This is a genomic window from Flavimobilis soli (assembly GCF_002564025.1).
Lineage (GTDB): Bacteria > Actinomycetota > Actinomycetes > Actinomycetales > Cellulomonadaceae > Flavimobilis > Flavimobilis soli.
The window spans coordinates 2,588,933-2,606,093 of sequence record NZ_PDJH01000001.1 but is presented as its reverse complement, the minus strand read 5'-3'; the positions used below and the strand labels follow the sequence as shown (position 1 = coordinate 2,606,093).

Annotated in this window: 14 protein-coding genes; 2 read left to right on the top strand and 12 right to left on the bottom strand. The window is 70.8% G+C overall.

Annotated features, from left to right (window positions below):
• The first annotated feature begins 8 nt into the window (after positions 1-8).
• On the top strand, positions 9-1,748 hold the full coding sequence (locus tag ATL41_RS11755) for a CDP-glycerol glycerophosphotransferase family protein (protein ID WP_098458636.1): 1,740 nt from the start codon (positions 9-11) through the stop codon (positions 1,746-1,748).
• Positions 1,749-1,841: 93 nt separating this feature from the next.
• Here ATL41_RS11755 and ATL41_RS11750 read toward each other — a convergent pair whose 3' ends face one another.
• From ATL41_RS11750 to ATL41_RS11715, 8 genes are all read right to left on the bottom strand, one after another.
• On the bottom strand, positions 1,842-3,551 hold the full coding sequence (locus ATL41_RS11750) for a CDP-glycerol glycerophosphotransferase family protein (protein ID WP_098458635.1): 1,710 nt from the start codon (positions 3,549-3,551) through the stop codon (positions 1,842-1,844).
• Positions 3,544-4,428, bottom strand: coding sequence for an ABC transporter ATP-binding protein (locus tag ATL41_RS11745; RefSeq protein ID WP_425432675.1), 885 nt, complete (start codon positions 4,426-4,428; stop codon positions 3,544-3,546). Before ATL41_RS11745 ends, ATL41_RS11750 begins: the two co-directional genes overlap by 8 nt.
• Complete coding sequence (locus tag ATL41_RS11740) at positions 4,421-5,344, bottom strand: ABC transporter permease (protein ID WP_098459085.1); 924 nt, start codon at positions 5,342-5,344, stop codon at positions 4,421-4,423. Before ATL41_RS11740 ends, ATL41_RS11745 begins: the two co-directional genes overlap by 8 nt.
• A 92-nt stretch (positions 5,345-5,436) precedes the next feature.
• Positions 5,437-7,716, bottom strand: coding sequence for a glycosyltransferase family 2 protein (locus ATL41_RS11735; RefSeq protein ID WP_169924562.1), 2,280 nt, complete (start codon positions 7,714-7,716; stop codon positions 5,437-5,439).
• 71 nt (positions 7,717-7,787) lie between these two features.
• Positions 7,788-9,038 (bottom strand): CDP-glycerol glycerophosphotransferase family protein, encoded by a 1,251-nt coding sequence (locus ATL41_RS11730; RefSeq protein WP_098458632.1) that lies wholly within the window; start codon positions 9,036-9,038, stop codon positions 7,788-7,790.
• A complete protein-coding gene (glf, locus tag ATL41_RS11725; protein ID WP_098458631.1) occupies positions 9,035-10,189 on the bottom strand; it encodes a UDP-galactopyranose mutase in 1,155 nt (384 codons plus the stop codon). Before glf ends, ATL41_RS11730 begins: the two co-directional genes overlap by 4 nt.
• A complete protein-coding gene (locus tag ATL41_RS11720) occupies positions 10,186-11,040 on the bottom strand; it encodes a glycosyltransferase (RefSeq protein ID WP_098458630.1) in 855 nt (284 codons plus the stop codon). The genes glf and ATL41_RS11720 overlap by 4 nt, the downstream gene beginning before the upstream one ends.
• Complete coding sequence (locus ATL41_RS11715; protein ID WP_245854809.1) at positions 11,037-12,005, bottom strand: glycosyltransferase; 969 nt, start codon at positions 12,003-12,005, stop codon at positions 11,037-11,039. Before ATL41_RS11715 ends, ATL41_RS11720 begins: the two co-directional genes overlap by 4 nt.
• 117 nt (positions 12,006-12,122) lie before the next feature.
• Between ATL41_RS11715 and ATL41_RS11710 the strand changes: the two genes are divergently transcribed.
• Positions 12,123-13,163 carry an acyltransferase family protein gene (locus ATL41_RS11710; RefSeq protein WP_098458628.1) on the top strand — a complete coding sequence of 347 codons (1,041 nt, stop codon included), beginning with the start codon at positions 12,123-12,125 and terminating at the stop codon, positions 13,161-13,163.
• Here ATL41_RS11710 and ATL41_RS11705 read toward each other — a convergent pair.
• The 4 genes from ATL41_RS11705 to ATL41_RS11690 all read right to left on the bottom strand — a co-directional run bounded on the left by ATL41_RS11705 (position 13,157) and on the right by ATL41_RS11690 (position 17,155).
• Complete coding sequence (locus ATL41_RS11705; RefSeq protein ID WP_098458627.1) at positions 13,157-14,455, bottom strand: CHAP domain-containing protein; 1,299 nt, start codon at positions 14,453-14,455, stop codon at positions 13,157-13,159. The two genes, ATL41_RS11710 and ATL41_RS11705, sit on opposite strands and share 7 nt — an antisense overlap.
• 38 nt (positions 14,456-14,493) lie before the next feature.
• Positions 14,494-15,783 (bottom strand): CHAP domain-containing protein, encoded by a 1,290-nt coding sequence (locus tag ATL41_RS11700; RefSeq protein ID WP_143556622.1) that lies wholly within the window; start codon positions 15,781-15,783, stop codon positions 14,494-14,496.
• Between the two features lie 115 nt (positions 15,784-15,898).
• A complete protein-coding gene (locus tag ATL41_RS11695; protein WP_098458625.1) occupies positions 15,899-16,822 on the bottom strand; it encodes a cation diffusion facilitator family transporter in 924 nt (307 codons plus the stop codon).
• 123 nt (positions 16,823-16,945) lie between these two features.
• Positions 16,946-17,155: a Trm112 family protein gene (locus ATL41_RS11690; RefSeq protein ID WP_098458624.1), complete on the bottom strand. Its 210-nt coding sequence runs from the start codon at positions 17,153-17,155 to the stop codon at positions 16,946-16,948.
• Positions 17,156-17,161 lie beyond the last annotated feature (6 nt).

The window sequence follows — 17,161 nt, the reverse complement described above, 5'->3', positions numbered from 1 at the left end:
GCAAGGCGATGTGGATCGCAGACGACGAGGAACGTAGCTGGGGTGACCGGCTCACGACCGGCCGTCGTCATGTCCTGACGCTCGGGGTCCGCGCCGTCGGCACCTCGCTCGTGCTCGGAGCCGTCCTGCTCGCGGCGGCGCGCTGGCCCGACGCGAGCTGGGTGCCGGCGGCGGCGGCCGTCGGTCTCCTCCTCCCGCTCGTGCTCCTGCGTCGGCTCGTCGTCGCGATGCTCCGGGGCGGCGACCGCGACGTCGGCAACGAGGGCTCGGCGACCGGCACGTTCATCGCCACCCGGCTGATCGCGGTCGCGGTCGCGGCGGTCGTCGCGTCTCACCACGGCTGGGACGTCGCCACCGCCCTCACGCTGGCCGCGCTCCTCGTTGCTCTATTGCTAGAACCTCCGGTCCGCGTCGCCGTCGACCGCGCCGTCCCGTACGCGCTCAACCTCGACGACGGTCAGGGGCGGATCCGCAACTGGCCGGCGGCCGACCCGTCGTGGGCGTTCACGGTGACGACCCTCGCCCTCGCCGCGACGCACGTCGACCTGCTCGACGGGGAGGTCGGCCTCCTCTCGTACGTCGCCGCGGGGGCCGCACTCGCCACGGTGAGCCTGGTCGGCGTCGACGCGGCGCTGCGCATCCGCCGTCGCGGCGTCTTCGAGGCCCGCATCCCGGCGATGCTCGCAGCGCTGGGCCCCCGGTTCGTCCTGCACTGGGAAGGTCCTGTGGGCACCGGTTACCAGGTGCATACGTGGCTGCCGTACCTCGACAGGGTCGGCGTCCCGTACGTGATCGTCCTGCGCAACGCGCAGAACTTCCGCGACGTCGCCGGCGCGACCGCTCCCGTGATCGTCCTCCCTGCCCTCGCCCACCTCGACAAGCTGCTCGTCCCGGCGCTCACGACCGCGGTCTACGTGAACACCGCGACGTCGAACCAGCACCTCGTGCGCTATGCGCACCTGCGTCACGTCCAGCTCAACCACGGCGACAGCGACAAGATCCCGAGCCACAACCCGGCGTTCCGGCTCTACGACCGCAACTTCGTCGCCGGGCAGGCCGCGGTCGATCGCTTCGCCAACGCGGGCATCACCGTCCAGGACGACTTCTTCCGCATCGTCGGCCGTCCCCAGGTCGAGGACGTCGCCGAGGCGCGCGCCGACCGCGAGGGGCGCCGTCCCGTCGTCCTCTACGCGCCGACGTGGCTCGGGTTCCACGCGGACTCGCACTACTCGTCGCTGCGGCACGGCGTCTCGATCGTGCAGCAGCTCCTCGACGCCGACTGCGACGTCGTCTTCCGACCGCACCCTTACGCCCGCAACGACCGCAACCTCGCGCGCGCGGTCGACGACGTCGTCGCGCTGCTCGCCGCGGACACCGCGCGCTCCGGGCGCGAGCACCGCACCGGCGACGCCGTCGAGAGCTGCCCGATCTCCGAGTGCTTCAACATGTCGGACGCCATGGTCGCCGACGTCTCGAGCGTGATAGGCGAGTACCTCTTCTCGGGCAAGCCGTACGCGATCACCGACATGTCGGCCGACGACGGTGCCGCCGAGGTGTTCCCGGCCGCCGAAGGCGGCTACCTCGTCAAGCCTGCGCAGGACGGCGCGGTGCGGCACGCGCTCGAGGTGATGCTCGGTGAAGACCCGCACCGAGCCCGCCGGGAGGAGCTTCGCGTCTACTACCTCGGCGACCTGCCGCGCGAGGGCTACGCGGACACGTTCGTGGCGGCTCTGCGCGCCGAGCTCTGAGCTACGGGGTCCAGGACGCCTTCTCAAGCTCCGTCGTCGTGGGGCGCCTGGGCCTGCGTCGGCAGTCCCCCGGCCGAGGTCGAGCGGGGGCCCTTACTTCGGTTGGAGCTGGGCGCGCGCGGCGTCGATGAAGACCTGCTCGTACTCGCGCCCGGGGAAGCTGCCGAGGTAGTGCTCGCGCACTCGCTCACGCTCGGGGGCGAGGGGATCGTCGCCGAGCATGAGGCGGACCTGCTCCTCAAGGTTGGTCATCTTCTCGTCGATCACGTACGCGGCGGTCGAGATGGGGTTGTCAGCCGCGAACTGCTCGAGCGTCGCCCGGACCGCGACGAGAGCGAACGGCTTCCCGGAGTACAGGAAGTCGGGCACGACGCTCGAGACGTCCGAGACCAGCGCGTCCGACATGTTGAAGCACTCGACGAGGCTGAGCTCGCGCTCGGCTCGCTCACGCAGCACGTGCTGGCGCCCCGTCGCCGCGGCGTCGGCCTCGAGCATCGCGTAGATGCGGTCACGTGCGGCAGCGAGCTGCGGGGACTTCTGCGTGTGCGGGTGCGGGCGGAAGACGACCGTGCAGCCCGCCGCGAGCAGCGCGGCGACGATCTCGGGGCCGTGCGGCAGCGAAGAGTAGTTCGAGTCCGCCATGAACCCGGCCCACGTCGGGGCGTAGAGCACCGTGGCTGGCCCGTCGTGCTCACGCGGCCCCTGGACGTCGGCGACCTGCGGGCGACCGACGATCTCGAAGAAGTCGTCACGGACCGCGATCTTGTTGGCGGCGAACCGCTCGACGGCGGCCTGGCCGGCGACGAAGTTGACGTCGTACATGCGCATGACGGGGTTGAAGCTCGGCGCCTTGTCGCTGTCGCCGTGGTTGAGCTGGACATGACGCAGGTGCGGGTACCGGACGAAGTGCGCGTTCCTGATCGAGTTGTTGACGTAGAACGCGGTCGTCAGGCTCGGTACGACGACGTCGTCGAGGTCGTTCATCGCGGGGCACACGACGACCGGCGCCGACGTGAACCGAGCGACGTCGGCAAGGTTGCGGTGGTGCCTCAGGATCACGACGAACGGCTCGCCGAGGCGCTCGAGGTAGGGCAGCCACATGCCGATCTGGTACCCGGTCTCGGGCTCGGCCTCCCAGTAGAGGACGAAGCGCGGCGCGTACGCCGTCAGCTCTCGCGTCAAGGTCGCGCTGAACCGGCGCTTGGCTGTGCGCTCTTGGAGAGCATCACGCACCTGCAGCACGGACGGGACGAAGGCGAGCGCGGCGGGGACCAGGCCCCACCAGGGTGAGGGCGCGAGCGCCACGAGGAACGCTCCCGCGACGAGTCCGAGAGTGTTCGCGACCGAGACCCACGCTGGCGAGAAGCTCGGGCCGGGACGACTCGTGCTCCACGAGGCGTTCCAGGAGCGCGGGACCCAGACACCGAGGATCTTGCGCACCAGGCCCTCGAGGATCACCAGTCCCATGAAGGCTGCACCGACGACGACAGCGCCCACCGAGCCGGTGTCCCCCGCAAGCGCCACCAGGCTCAGCGCGACGAGGCTCCTCGAGAGCTGGTAGGCCCCGAGAGGCTGAGTCGCCCGGATGCCCCACCCCGGCCCGGACACTGCGAAGGCTCGCGGTACGCCAGCGAACATCATCCCTCCGACAAGGGATGCCGAAGCGACGGCGAGCGCCCACCCGTCGTGCCCCGTCAGGGCGAGGGCGCCGGCGGTGAACGCGAGGAGGTTGAGGACGATCGCGCGGCCACCTGCGTTGACGAAGGCCTCCCACGCGGCTGTGGCTCGGGTCTGCTCAGGCAACGTTCCTCTTCCTTGCGGCGCGGATGCGAGCGCGCTCCGCGCGCAGCGCCCGGACGTACGTGCGGTACTCGGCGGCGACCTCGTCGGCGGGGCCGTCCATCCGGACCACGCCCTTGTCGATCCAGATCACCCGTTCGCACATCGCCTGGATGGACGCGAGCGAGTGGCTGACGACGAACACGGTGCCAGCGCCCTGGCGGATCTCCTCGACGCGGACGCGGCTGCGCTCACGGAAGCCGGCGTCACCGGTGGCGAGCGCCTCGTCGATCATGAGGACGTCAGGGACCGCTGCCGTCGAGATCGCGAAGCGGAGGCGGGCGGCCATGCCAGCGGAGTAGGTCGTCATGGGCAGGTGCACGAAGTCGCCGATGTCAGCGAACTCGACGATCTCGTCGAAGCGCTCCTCGACCTGCTGCTTCGTGAGCCCGAGGGCGAGACCGCCGATCATGATGTTGCGCGCGCCCGAGAGCTTCTTCATGAGGACGGCGCTCACGCCGAGGAGCGACGGCGTACCCGAGATGTACACCGATCCCTCGCTCGGCGGGATGAGGCCGGCGAGCGCCTGTAGGAGCGTCGACTTGCCAGACCCGTTGGTACCGATGATCCCGATCGACTCACCGTGACGGGCGACGAAAGAGACTCCGCGCACGGCCTTGACCTCGGTCGCGGCGCCCGTGCCGCGGAGAACTCTCCGTACCCCGCGCTGGAGCTTGTTGCCGCGCCGGACGGTCTTCGGCTTCCCGCGGGTACCGACGACGCGATAGGTCACGTGCAGGTTGTCGACGATGACGGACGGGGTCCCGAGGGCTGCTGGCGCCTGCGGCGCGTCGGGAAGATCCTCTGCGTCGACCTCGACGTCGAACTCTTCTTCAGTCACGTCCATACCTCGCCTCGCCTCGCCAGAAGTGCAGGAACCCGATGACGAACGCGGCCAAGGCCCAGGCTGCGCCCAGGATCCAGTACGTCCCGTCCAGCGGGTAGCTCGTCTCCACGAGCATCGCCTGCCGCGACAGGTTCAGGTACACGGCGACAGGTTGGTAGCTCATGATCGCGGACAGGATCTCCGACTGGACGTAGTGGTCGATGCTGAAGATGACGCCCGACGCGTACATCCCCAGCCGCAGCACGAACGGCAGCGTGTTGAGGATGTCGGGCGACCCAGCTCCCCAGCGGGCGAGCACCAGGCCTGCCCCCGTGCTGAACACGTAGAGCAGCGCGGTCGCAGGGATGATCAGGAGCCAGCGCCAGCTGGGGGTGCCGTCGGTGTGCGCCATGAACCGGTCGGACACCCAGACGAAACCCGCCATGACCCCCATCGCGGGTGCGAGCGTCGCAAGCTCTGAGAGGACGGAGGAGACGGGCAGGACGGCGCGCGGGAAGTGCAGGGAGCGCACGAGCGACATGTTCTTCGGGATCGACTTCGCGGACACGGTCACCGAGTCGCTGAAGAAGCGGTACATGAACGTCCCGACGACGATGAAGCCGACGACGTTGTCCATGCCGCGCTGGGTGTTGAGCAGGATGCCGAAGATGAGCACGTAGACGGTCGCGTTCATCACCGGGTTGAGGACGTTCCACAGCTGACCGAGATAGGTGCCCTGGTTCTCCGACTCGGAGCGCGCCCGTGCGAGGACGGCGATGAAGGACCTGCGCGCCCACAGCGAGCGGACGTAGTCCACCAGCGGCGGGCGCACGCCCATCTGCTTCAGCCCGTACTTCTCGGCGGCCTCGGACGGGGAGAGGTCCTCCCAGTCCGAGGGCTCGCCCGAGCCGGTCGTCACTACGTCAGTCATCTGTCATCACACACTTCTCGCTATCGGGCGGCTGTGCCGCCCTGCGTCGGCAACCTGCCGGTCGCGCTCCTGCACGCGCATTCCCCCCGAGCTCACCCGGCCCCCTCGGCCTTCGGTGCCTCGACCGTGAAAGTCACGCTGGACCGCACTCGCAGCACCCGCAGACCCCAGTCTGCCGTGCCGTGGCGGTCCTCGACGGGCTCGGCGCGCCACGGCGCGAGCCGCACGGGAACCACGGCCCCGTCCTGGTCGAAGACGTGGACGTCGTACCGCCCGGCGGGCAGCGGGACTGCAGCGTGGGCGCCCCCGCCATTCTCCACCGGTACGCGGACCTCGAGCGCCCCGGGGGAAGGCACGGACACGTGGACGTGCGACTCGTGCCCCTCTCCCTCGAGACGCACCGTCCAGCGTGCTCCGCGCGGGGCGAGGACGGCGACGCCGCCCAGGACGAGCGTGCTGCCATCAAGGTCGATCGCGTCGACCTCGAAGCACCGGTCCTGGAGGACGAGCTTGACGTTGCCGCGCTTCGACGGGCGCAGCACCGCGACGTCGTGGGCGGCAGGGACGACCGGGGCCTCCACAGGCCACGCGACCGGCCCTGCTGGCGTGCCGTCGTCCGCGACGAAGCGGACCTCGATGTCCTTCGGTCCCGTGTCGGGGCGAGCGAACGCGGCTGGCGCAGGCGCCTCGACGTAGCGGGTCCCGCCGGGCGCCTCGACCGGTTCGCTCACGATCGTGGTCCCTGTCGCCAGGTCGGTGAATGCGAGCGGCCGCGCCGTGCCAGCCGTGGGGAACGCGACGCGGCAGGGAGCCTGCTCGATCCGTACGGGGACGACGCGGCGCTGTGTCACCTCGAGCGCGATCCCGTCGTGGGGGTGGCTGACGAGGGTGAACCTGCGGTCGTGGGCGTTGACCGAGGACGGGAGGGCGTCGTCGTGGCGATTGACGAGGTGCGCCCGCGCCGTGCGCTCGAGGCCTCCCTGCGCGACGTCGGCCTCGACCCGCCAGATGCCCTCGCCCGGCACCTCGGCCAGGTCGACGGTCGCGACGAAGCCGGAACGGCGGAAGTCGCACGACGCGGAGCGGGCGTGAAGGTTCGCCTCGGGCGCCTCGACCGCCTCGTGGGCGAGCGGGAGCACCGCGCCGGAGCCGTCCTGGACGAGCCGGAGCGTGAGCGCGGTCGGGTAGACGACGGTGTCGAAGTTCGCGAGGTAGGCCCACCCGCGAAGCTCGAAGGCCGTGCCACGGCGCACGATCTGCGACACGCGGACGACGGGACGTGCCTGGCTCGGCGAGATCGCCGCGTCCTCGAGGTCGATCGGGAGGAGCTCACGAGCGAGCCGGTCGAGGTCGGCCTGCGGAAGACCGCCCGGGGTCGGCAGGATCGGGACGGTCGAGATGCCGAACCCCATCGTCTCGACGTACGAGCGGTAGCTCGCGCGCGAGTCGAGGAGCACCTTGAGGATGAGCCGGTGCTGGATGCGGACGGCGCTCCAGCCCTCCGGGCCCAGGTCGTCGAGGTAGCGCTCGGCGACCGCCGCGACAGCGTCGAGGTAGGCGTCGTCGGGAGCCTTGGACTCTTCAGACAGGATCCGTGGGATGTCGTTGCGCAGCAGCTGCTGACGCCGAGCCCGCGCGAGGTCCTCGCGGCCGAGGCTCTCCGCGAGCGCGATCGCGTCGTCCCAGGCCGCGACCTGGTGCGCCAGGTCCGTCGGGTCGAGCACGTGCTGCGTGATGGACCCGCCCTCCTCGCGTGCCCGCCACTTCACGAAGCGCTGCGGGAGGACGTCGAACGAGGAGGCGAGCGCGTACACCTTCATGGCGACGACCTGGTCCTCGTAGAAGCGCCCCAGGGGGAACGCGACGCGGTGCTTGTCCCAGAACTCGCGGCGGAAGACCTTGTTGACGGCGATGACGCTCACGAGCAGGTCCGGGGAGGCCGTGCTGTCCGTCGCGTCCCGCCGATGCTCGTGGGCGTCGACGATCCAGTTGCCGGGCGGAACGAAGCGCCCTCCGACGAACCGCTCGTAGCCGCAGACGGCGAAGTCCGAGCCCGTCTCCTCGAGCCTTCGGACCATCGTCCGGTACATCGCCGGGTCCATGAAGTCGTCCGAGTCGAAGAACGCGAGGTACTCCCCGCGCGCCTGCCGGGCGCCGGCGTTGCGCGCGGCGCTCAGTCCCTGGTTGGCCTGGCGGTGGTAGCGGATGTTCGCGTGCTCGCGGGCGTAGCGGCGTGCGATCTCGCTCGATCCGTCGGTCGAGCCGTCGTCGACGAGGACGACCTCGAGCTTCTTCTGCGTCTGCGCGAGCAGGCTGTCGAGGCACTCGGCGAGATACGGGGCGACGTTGTACACGGGGATGACGACGGACACGAGACCGTCCTCACCTCGGCGTCCGCGCGCGCGACCCCGCGCAGCGCGGACCAACCGCCCGAGCGCGCCCGTCACTCGTTCGCTCCCCCAGCGACGTCCGTCCGGCCGTCGGCCGCCACGCTGACGAGCACCCGGCACTCAGCGACGAAGTTGCGCGTCGCGCCACCGTGCTCGGTCGTCAGGAAGTAGTGGTCGCGGAGCGCTCGCATCCGGTCATCGTACCCAGCGTCCGCGAGCAGGGACCGTACCCGGCCGGGCAGCCCCGCTGCTTCGGAGGCGGTGAGCCGCTCGGCCCCGCGCGTCAGCGAGTCGCCGGCCGTCGCGGGCGCGGCGTCGGTCTCGGTGACGACGAGCGGACGCCCCGTGGGGAGCCAGCTGAGCGCGACGCCCGAGACGTCGCACACCAGTAGGTCGGCGGCGGCGAAGGCCTCGTGGAGGTCAGGACCCGTGTCGACGCGGTGCGCGCCGGGCGCGTCCGTCACCATCGCGCGGATCTCCGCGTCGGCGGCGGCGTACTCCCCCGACGTGACGCCGGTGAGCGGGTGCGGGCGGTAGATGACGTCGAAGGAGCCGTCGTCGAGCAGCGCGCGCACGAGCGCCCGGCCGTGGGAGACGACCGAGCTGTAGGCGACGGACGGCTGAGCGCCCTCCCACGTCGGCGCGTACAGGACGGTCGTGCGCCCGCTCTCGGGCCGTGGCGGAAGCGTGAGCAGCCCGCTGGAGTCGAGCTGCGGCTGGCCGATGACGACGCACCGCGCCTCGGCGTCGTACCGCGGCACGTGCAGCGCGAGGCGGTCGACCGCGGCCTGTCCGGCGACGAAGCAGAAGTCGTAGGCCTTGACCTGGTTGGACGCGCTCACGCCCTTGTCGCTGTCGCCGTGACCGAGGTAGACGTGCGTCAGCGACGTGAACCGGAGGTTCTCGAAGTTCCGCGGCGAGTGGTTGACGTACAGCGCGAGCCGGAGGTTGCCGCGCGACAGGAGGTCGTCCATGCGGCCGTAGCGGGCGACCGTGATGACATCGAGCGTCGACTCCTCGCGGAGACGCTGCGCGGTGCGCGAGTCCTGGCACACGACGACGGTGCGCTCCTCGGCGTCGAGCGCCTCGAACGCGCGCAGCCAGGGGCGGATCTGGTACAGGCTCTCCTGGGTGTCCGGGAAGAACACCATGACCGAGTGCGGGAGCGTGACGCCGGCGAGCCGGTCGTCGTCGCCCAGCCGGTCTGGGATAGTGACAGGGAAGAACCGGGAGCGGCGGGCCTTGCCCATCGCCCAGCGCTGCAGGGCACGGACGTGCCGCGACCCGAAGACGGGCTTGCTCACCGGGCCACCCCCGAGGTCGTGAGGTGCTGGTCGACCATGACCAGCGCCGAGCCGATCGCCATGTGCATGTCGAGATACTTGTACGTGCCGAGGCGACCGCCGAAGAAGACCTGGTCCTCGCCGCGCATCAGCTCCCGGTACGCGAGGAGCCGCTCGCGGTCAGAGGCGGTGTTGACCGGGTAGTACGGCTCGTCGTCGCGGCCCGCAAAGCGGGAGAACTCGCGCATGATCACGGTCTTGTCCTGCGGGTAGTCGCGCTCGGGGTGGAAGTGCCGGAACTCGTGGATGCGCGTGTACGGCACGTCCGCGTCGGCGTAGTTCATGACCGAGGTGCCCTGGAAGTCGCCGACCGGGAGCACCTCCTCCTCGAAGTCGAGGGTGCGCCACGACAGGTCGCCCTCGGCGTAGTCGAAGTACCGGTCGACGGGGCCCGTGTAGACGACGGGGACCTGGCCGACGACGGCGCTCTTCGACAGCTCGTGCGAGCCGTCGAAGAAGTCGGTGGCGAGGCGGACGTCGATGCGCGGGTGGTCGGCCATCCGCTCGAGCCACGCCGTGTACCCGCCGGTCGGCAGGCCCTCGTACGTGTCGTTGAAGTAGCGGTTGTCGTACGTGAAGCGCACCGGGAGGCGGGCGATCACGGACGCCGGCAGCTCGGTCGGGTCCGTCTGCCACTGCTTGGCGGTGTAGCTGCGGATGAACGCCTCGTAGAGCGGCCGTCCGATGAGGGACACGCCCTTCTCGTCGAGGTTCTGCGGCTCGCGACCGCCGAGCTCGGCGGCCTGCTCCGCGATCAGCTCGCGCGCGGCCTGCGGACCCATCGCCGAGCGGAAGAACTGGTTGACCGTGCCGAGGTTGATCGGCATCGGGTACACCTCGCCGCGGTGCGTCGTGTACACGTGGTGCACGTAGTCGGTGAACGTCGTGAACCGGTTGACGTACTCCCACACGCGCTCGTTCGACGTGTGGAAGAGGTGCGCGCCGTAGCGGTGCACCTCGATGCCCGTCGTCGGCTCGATCTCCGAGTAGGCGTTGCCGCCGATGTGCGAGCGCCGGTCGATCACGACGACGTCGCGCCCCTCGGACGCCATCCGCTCCGCGACGGTGAGGCCGAACAGCCCCGCTCCGACGACTACCAGGTCTGCCTTCATCGTCCGCTCCTCCGGCTCGCGCCCTTGCGGACGACGAGCGCCCGGTATCCCGCCCGCCGCACGGGCTCGGGTACCAGCCGGTACCCGCCGCGCACAACGACGTTCCTGACGAACTGCAGCCTTGTCGTGAAGCCCTCGGTGCGCATCGCGCGCTGCAGGGCGATCTCGGAGGCCAGGAGCGCGCGCCCCCCGCGGCGCGCGTAGGCCCCCGCGCCGACGCGGTACTTCACGAGCGGCTCGGCCAGGTTGGCGACCTTCGCGCCGCCCGCGATCATCCGCGAGAACAGGAGGTAGTCCTCCATGAGGTGCAGGTCCTGGTAGCCGCCGGCCGCCCGCACCGCGGCCCGCCGGTAGACGACGGTCGGATGGTTGAACGGGTCGGCGATGCGTGCGTAGCGCGCGATCGCGTCCGGCTCCGTGGGCAGGACGCGGGTCTCGCCGAGCACGTCCTCGTCCTCCTCGAACTCGACGAGGGCCGAGCCGACGAGGTCGGCGCCCGCCTCGATGACGGGGAGCTGGCGCTCGAAACGGTCGGGCAGGGAGACGTCGTCGGCGTCGGCGCGAGCGACGACCTCGTGCCGGCAGACGGCGAGGCCCGCCTCGAGCGCGCGCGCGAGGCCGACGTTCTCCGGGAGCCGCAGCACGTTGACGGGCACGACGTCGGACGCCTCGATCCGCGCGATCTCCGCGGCGATCTCCTCACCGACGGGACCGTCCTGCACGAGCACGACCTCGTCGGGGCGACGCGTCTGCTCGACCGTCGCCGACTCGAACGCGCGCCGGAGGAAGGCGGCGTGGTCGCCGCGGTAGACCGGGAGGAGCAGCGAGAACGGAAGGTGGGGGGCGCTCATCGCGCCGACCGGTCGAGGGCGCGCACGTCGTCCGTGACGCTCAGCCCAGCCATGACCGTCGTGGTGTCGCGCGGGCGGCGGCGCACGCCGTCGAGCAGGCCGCGGCGCGCCGCGTCCCAGAGGGTCGCGCGGTCCTGCGAACCGCGGAACGTCCGGTACCAGCGACGCAGGGTCGCGCCCGTGTAGAGGACGCGCTCCGGGCCTGTGAGCGCGGTCGACCGCGTGAGCATCCAGATCTTGTTGCGGACCTCGAAGTAGAAGCGCGCGCCCGGGTCGGCGTCGGTCGCGCCGAAGGTCTTGGTGCGGTGCTCGACGACGCTCGCGGGCACGTGCAGGCCCGTCCCGTCCTTGAGGATCCGGCACGAGTACTCGAAGTCGTCGTTCCAGATGAAGTAGTCGGCGACGGGCAGACCGTGCGTCCGGACGGCGTCGGCGCTCACGAGCATCGAGACGAACGACGTCGACCGCACGGGGACCGCGCCGACCGCGCGGGCTGCGGCGCGCTGCCGCGCCGAGGCGCGCGGGCGCGGGCGCGGGGTGTTCATGGGGTGGTCGCGGCCGTCCGTCCATACGACGCGGCTGCCTGCGACGTCGACGGGGCCGTCGTGGTCGCGCCACGCGGCGAGCAGCTCGCGCAGCGCGCTCGGCGTCGGGATCGTGTCGTCGTCCATGAGCCACACGCCGTCGGCGTCCATCGAGGCGACCGCGTGGGCGAGGCCGGCCGCGAAGCCGCCTGCGCCGCCCTCGTTCCGGTCGAGCGTGATGACCGTCGGGTTCGCGGGGTGGTCCTGCGCGACCTGCTCCGTGTCGTCGGTCGACGCGTTGTTGATCACGAGGATCCCGTCGAGCGGGCGGTCCTGCGCCTGAAGGGCGTCGAGCGCCGCGATCAGCAGGTCGCGCCGGTTGTAGGCGACGAGCACCGCGACGATCCGGCCTTCCGGCCTCGTGATTCGGGATTCAGCCACGGTCAGCAGGATACCGGCACACCCCTCGACCAGCCCCATCCGCCGGGCCGCTTCACGAGGTCGTCACGCCCCGCCCCCCATCGCGCCGCACGGGTAGGACCTTGTTAGCGTCGGTCCGTGACCTCCCCGGAACCGACACCGCCCCAGCGCGACCCCTACCTCGACAACGTCCGCGCGATCCTCATCACGCTCGTCGTGGTCGGGCACGCACTCGAGCCGATCGACTCCACGACGGCGCACGCCGTGACCGTGTGGATCTACTCGTTCCACATGCCGGCGTTCATCTTCGTGTGCGGGATGCTGGCCCGGACGTATCGAGGCGCGCCGCGCCAGGCCGCGAGGATCGTCACGACGCTCCTGCTCCCGTACGTCCTCTTCCAGATCATCCACCGGGTGCTGCGAACGGTGACTCTCGACGCAGAGTTCAGCGTCGACCTGCTGACGCCGACGTGGTCCTTGTGGTTCCTGCTCGCGCTCGCGATGTGGCGGCTGCTCGTCCCCGTCTTCCAGTCGCTGCGTTTCCCGCTCGTGACGACGCTCGCCATCTCGATCCTCGCTCCCTTGATCGTCGCGCTCGACTCGAAGCTGACGATCGCCCGGCTCCTGTCGTTCGCGCCGTTCTTCGTCGCGGGCCTGGTCCTACGCCCGGGCGCTCTGGACTTCTTGCGCACCCGCCTGGCGAGGGGCATGGCATGGGCGGTCCTCGCGGGCGGTCTGGCGGTCGTGAGTCTCGCGGGACCCCTGGCGCGGCTCAGCTTCTTCCTCTTCAACGCCAGCTACGCGGAGCGCGACCTGTCCGCTCCCGTGGGCATGGCGGTCCGCTGCGCCGCCCTCATCATGGGAGCCGCCGGGACGGCCGCGATCCTCGCCCTGACGCCCCGTGGACGCCGCGCATGGACCGCCATCGGCGAACGCACCATGTACGTCTATCTCTTGCACACGTTCCCGCTGTGGGGCGTGCGCTACCACGGTTGGGGCGAGTCCTGGACGACCCCGTGGCACACCGCCGCGATCGTCGCCGCCTCGATCGCGATCACCGTCGTCCTGGCCTCCCGGCCCATGGTGTGGCTGACGCGCTGGCTCGTCGAGCCCCCGCTGGCGGGCTTGCTGGTGAGGCGGGACGTCGACCGTGTGCCCGTGCCGGAGTCCCGTCAGTAGGACGGGTACGCGTAGTACAGCGCGCGGCTGCGCGGCCACGTCCGCTCGAGGACGCCACGGTACCCCGCGGGCAGCGGCCCGACGGTGTTCCCGTCGACGACGGTGATCGTGCTGGCGGAGACGGAGATGACGAGCCCGACGTGCGTCGGCGTGCCCGCCGGCGGGACGGTGTTGAAGAACACGAGCGCGCCGACCTTCGGCGTCTTGCCGGTCTTCATCGTCTTGCCGACCTGGGACCGGAACTTCTGGAAGCTGTTGGCCTTGGGGATCGTCGAGCCGTTCCCCGACGCGGCCGAGGCCCACGACTGGAAGAAGCTGCACCACGCGCGGGTCGAGCCCATCCACGAGTTGTACTTCGTGTGCTGGACGCCGGGTGTGGCATAGCGGTACCGGAAGCCGACCTGCGAGCGGGCGGCGGCGATGACCTCGCCCTTGCTGCCGGTGACGGGCGTCCACGACGCCTTCGACTTCCAGGAGCTCGAGTAGATCGTGCCGCGGGAGAATCGCTGGACGCAGCCGCTCTCGATCAGACCGCACTTGGCGTCGACGACCGGGACACCGAGCTTGCCCGTGGGACCGCCGGCGGCGAGGTACTTCTTGAGGATCTTGCCCGTCACGAGCCAGGTCCTGGTGGAGCCGCTCTTCGTGACGGACACGAGGAGGCCCTTGGCGAACCGCTGGTGCTTGATCGTCGTCGCGCCCTTGACCTTGGTCGCCTTGCGCTGCTTCGCCGAGAGGACCTTCACCTTCGTCGTCGCCTTGCCGAGGCGGGCTGACCCGATCATCTGTGCGCGCTGGGTCAGGTTGCGCTTACCCGTGCTGAAGGCGACCTTGCGGGTGGCGCTGGTCGCGGCTGGCGAGGCTCCCTTCGCCGTCACGCGTGCGCGGTACTCGTAGACCGCCGTCGGCCGGACGGTGCCCCTGAACTTGCCGTTGGAGCGCGTCTTCGTGGTCGTGTACGACTTCCAGGAGCCGCCCGCCTTGCGCCGCTCGATCACGACCTTGCGCCCCGACTTCGGGGATGCTGTCACACGCCCGGCGAACCAGATCCGTTCACCCTTGCGCACCTTGGTGTCGCTCACGTTGAAGGTCACCTTCGTCGCCTTCTTGGCGGCGAGCGGGGCCGCGGGGACCGCCTGTGCCGTCGCGAGCGAGGAGACGACGGTCGTGACGGTCGAGGCGACGGCCGTGGGGGCCGCAGGCTGCGGTGCGGCGGAGGCAGGGGCGGCGACGGCGACGGTGCACGCAGCGGCGAGCAGGGCCTGACGGGCTCGGGTCCTCAGGGTCAGCATGGTCTCGCAATCGTGTCTCGGTCGAGCGGGTGGCTGGCTCAGTAGTTCGGGTAGGCGTAGAAGACGGCGCTGCGCGCCGGGATCGTCCGCGTGATCACGCCGCGGTTGCCCCAGCCGGAGCCCATGTTGCCCTCGACGATCGTGATGTTCTTGCCGGACCGGGCGACCACGATCGCCACGTGGTTGTCACCGACGGGCGGGCGCGTGTCGAGGAAGGCGAGGGCGCCGACCTTGGGGCTCTTGCCGGTCTTCATCGTGCGGCGCACCTCGGCGCGGAACTTCGCGAAGCTCTTCTCCTGGGGGACGGAGCTCCGGTGACCGCTCGCGGCGAACGACCACGACACGAAGAACGAGCACCACGGCTTCGAGGAGCCCATCCACCTGTTGAACTTGGTCGACTGGACCTCGGGGTTCGGGGTGCGCTTCTTGTAGCCGAGCTGAGAGCGAGCCGCAGCGAACACCTCGCCACGCGCCCCGAGGGTTCTCGTGCCCGTCGCCTTCGCCTTGGCCGACGACGAGTAGAGGACACCGCGCGAGAACCGCTGGACGCAACCGTCCGCCGGCAGACCGCACCGGGCGTCGCCGACGGGCACGCCATACGTACCCTTCGGACCGCCGGCGGCCTTGTACGCCTTGAGGATCTTGCCGCTCACGAGCCACGTGCGGACCGTCTTCTTGCCCTTGCTGCGGGTCGTGGTCTCGACGAGCAGGCCCTTCGCGACCGACCGGTACCGGGCGGCGGCCAGACCGTCGAGGCGGGTCGCGCTGCGCTGCTTCTTGGTGAGCGTGACGGCCTTGCCCTTGTACGCGCCCGCCCGGGCAGCGAGCGAGGCCTTCCGGTTCGCGAGGGTGCGGTCGCCTGAGGTCGTCGCGACGGTCCGCGCCGCGCTCGCAGCCGCTGCCCCGCTGGTCGTCGCGCCGACGCGTGCCCGGACCTCGACCTTGCTCGTGACGCGCAGCGACGTCGAGAACTTCCCGTTCCCCTTGGTCCGGACCTCCCCGACGGAGGTCCAGGTGCCGCCAGGCTTGCGCGTCTGGATGGTGACCTTGCGCTTCGCCGCGACCTTGCCGCCGACCTTGACCTTGCCCGCGACCCAGACCGCCTCGTTCTTGCGGACCTTGCCGTGGCTCACCGAGAGGGTGACGGTCGACGCGGCGCGTGCCGCGAGCACGGTCGGCGCCGCGGTCGCGACGGCGGCCGGCGCCGCGCTCGCGGAGGGCGCGACGGCGAGCGTGCCGACCGCCATGACGGCGGCGACCCCCAGGGCGCCGAGCCTCCGTGCACGACGTCGGGCGGTCAGGTTGCGAGGCTGTGCGAGGGCTTCCATGCAAGCCCCATCGACCGGTGGACCGACGGGTGGAGCGCTCGGGCGCGGGGAGAAGGCCATGCCTCCACCATGAGCCGCCGGGCGGGCATCGGCAACGCGAGATCCGGCGTCGCCGTCACACTCCGACGGACCTGCGCAGGTCAGGCTCCAGATAGATCGTCGCCTCGATCCCGGGCAGCGCGTGCCGGACACGGATCTCGGCGGCGTCGATCGCCTGTGCGACCTCAGCCGCCGTCTCGGCGGCGTCGACCTCGATCTTCGCGGCCACGAGGATCTCCTCCGGGCCGAGGTGCATCGTGCGCAGGTGGATGACCGACACGACCCCCTCGCCGACGAGCGCCGTGCGCACCGAGGCGACGTGCTCGGGCGAGGCAGCCTCGCCGATCAGGAGCGACTTGATCTCGAGGGCGAGCACGACCGCGATGACGATGAGCAGCACCCCGATGGACGCGGTGCCTGCGGCGTCCCACAGCCCGTTGCCCGTCACGAGGGTCATGCTGACGCCGCCGAGCGCGAGGACGAGGCCGACGAGCGCACCGAAGTCCTCGAGAAGGACGACCGGCAGCTCGGGCGCCTTCGCGGTGCGGATGAACTGCCACCACGAGCGCGAGCCGCGCAGCGGGTCGGCCTCGTGGACGGCCGTCCGGAAGGAGAAGCCCTCCATGGCGATCGCCGCGACGAGGACGACGACCGGCACCCAGTGCCACGACTCGATCGGGTGCGGGTCGTGCCACTTGTGGTACGCCTCGTAGAGAGCGAACAGGCCGCCGAGCGAGAACAGGATGATCGAGACGAGGAAGGCGTACAGGTAGCGAGCCCGACCGTAACCGAAGGGGTGCTCAGGGGTCGCCTCGCGGCGGGCGCGCTTGCCGCCCACGAGGAGGAGCAGCTGGTTGCCCGAGTCGGCGAGCGAGTGCACGGACTCGGCGAGCATCGACGACGAGTGCGTGAGCAGGTACGCCACGAACTTCGTCACGGCGATCCCCAGGTTGGCGGCCAGCGCCGCCAGGATCGCCTTGTTTCCTCCACCGTGCGCCACGGCGCCTCCCCGACTGTCTCCTCCGGTCGCCCGGCTGCTGCTCGGGCGCGGATCAGTGTAGGGCTGTGATGACGCTGCGCGCGCGTCGGTTCCGCCGCCCGCATCCTGCGGGCGGCGTACGGCTCACAGCGGGCGGGCGTCGTCCTCGAGCAGGACCGGGATGCCATCGCGCACGGGGTAGGCGAGCGGCCGCTCGGGGTCCGTCGAGTGCAGCTCGGGCTCGCCGCCCGGTCCGACGCCGTCGACGAGCGTCGCGCCGGTGACGGGGCAGCGAAGGATGTCGCGCACCCAGGGCTCGACGGAGAGCGGTGCGGGGGTGTTGGGCTGGTTCATGGTTCC